This is a genomic window from Frankia sp. CoWAU3, assembly GCF_977971855.1.
Genome location: NZ_CDWWXB010000215.1, coordinates 3,567 through 4,979 on the forward strand (window position 1 = coordinate 3,567; position 1,413 = coordinate 4,979).

Sequence of the window (1,413 nt, forward strand, 5' to 3'; positions counted from 1 at the left end):
GTGTCCAGCGCGCCCGCTCAGAAGGTGTCGGGCGCGCCTTCGATCGGCTGCCAGACCTGAATCTCCGGGGGTCCCTCGACGCCGGCATCCCGCATGAGGGCGGCTATCTCAGGCTGATTGGTGAAGAACTCCTGGAACGCCTCCGTGGAATCCCATTCATCGAGGATGATGACCTGCCCGTGGCCGGCAAGGAAACGATGGTGCAAGGCTCCTACCTTTTTTGCCTGCTCGGCGATGGATGTGAAGATGTCTGCCTTCGATGCGAACAGCTGCTGAAGAGCGGCTGGATCGACTTTCAGGGTCACGGCGACGATGACACTCATTTTGAACCCCCCTTATGTTGCCTGACTCGGGCGACTGTAGCGCATCGTCTCAGGATCCGGAAGACGGCTTGTCTGCCTCCGGAGATGCCGCGGCGCCGACCGGCTCGGTGGTGCCGTGCGTCGAGAAACGTGGCTGGTCGGGGGTGGGCATGGTCGGGCTGGTCAGTGGTTCGTCCGTCAGTGGGCCGTCCGACGCCGGTAACCCGGCTGCAGTGCCGGGTTACCGCTGTGGTGGTTGGTGCCGGCGATGTCGGTGCCGGGGGTGACGATCTCGTCGATCGCGTCGAGTGTCGCCTGGTCGATGGTGATCTCGGCCGCCAGGAGGACGTCGTCGAGCTGAGTGAGCGTCTTGGGCCCGATGATGGTCGAGGTGACGGTGGGGTGGCTGTCGACGAAGGCCAGCGCGAGGTGGGTGAGGGACACGCCGGCCTGCTTGGCGAGGGTGGTCAGCTCCTCCACCGCGGTGAAGCGGTCGGGTGCGTGCGGGTCCTCGGAGAGTGCCTGACCCTGGCGGCGGCCGAGCAAGCCCTGTGACGAGTAGCGCGATCCGGCCGGAGCCTGCTCGCCGCGCCGGTACTTGCCGGTGAGCCAGCCGCCGGCCAGCGGGCTCCAGGGGATGATGCCGATGGTGTGGCGTTGGGCGGCGGGCAGGACGGCTTCTTCGATGGAGCGGGCGAAGATGGAGTACTGGGGCTGTTCGCAGACGAACCGTTCGCTGTTACGGCGCCGGGCGGCCCACTGGGCTTCGACGATCCAGTCGGCGGGGAAGGAGGAGGAGCCGAGGTAGCGGACCTTGCCGGCGTGGACGAGGTCGGACAGGGCGCCGAGGGTGTCCTCGAGGTCGGTGTCCCAGTCGTGGCGGTGGACCTGGTAAAGGTCGATGTAGTCGGTGCCGAGGCGGCGCAGGCTATCCTCGACGGCGCGGATGATCCAGCGCCGCGAGCCGCCACGGGAGTTGCGCTCGTCGCCCATGGGGCTGAAGCACTTCGTGGCAAGGACGATGTCGTCGTGGCGGGTCTTGATGGCCCGGCCGACGATCTCCTCGCTCTCACCCTGAGAGTAGATGTCGGCGGTGTCGATGAAGTTGATG

2 protein-coding genes are annotated in these 1,413 nt (G+C 66.6%); both read right to left on the minus strand.

Features of this window, described 5'->3' with window-relative positions; genetic code table 11:
• Positions 1-17: 17 nt before the first annotated feature.
• The gene (locus AC08ON_RS15620) at positions 18-323 is read right to left on the minus strand and encodes a hypothetical protein (protein ID WP_476608108.1); all 306 of its coding nucleotides are present in this window, start codon (positions 321-323) and stop codon (positions 18-20) included.
• A 177-nt stretch (positions 324-500) separates the two neighbouring features.
• Positions 501-1,413, minus strand: a 913-nt coding sequence (locus tag AC08ON_RS15625; RefSeq protein WP_476617228.1) for an aldo/keto reductase, incomplete at its 5' end; no start/stop codon positions are given.

What these genes read in the sequence shown, in the direction of transcription:
- AC08ON_RS15620 (WP_476608108.1), bottom strand. Translation starts at nt 323, where the DNA reads ATGAGTGTCATCGTCGCCGTGACCCTGAAAGTCGATCCAGCCGCTCTT.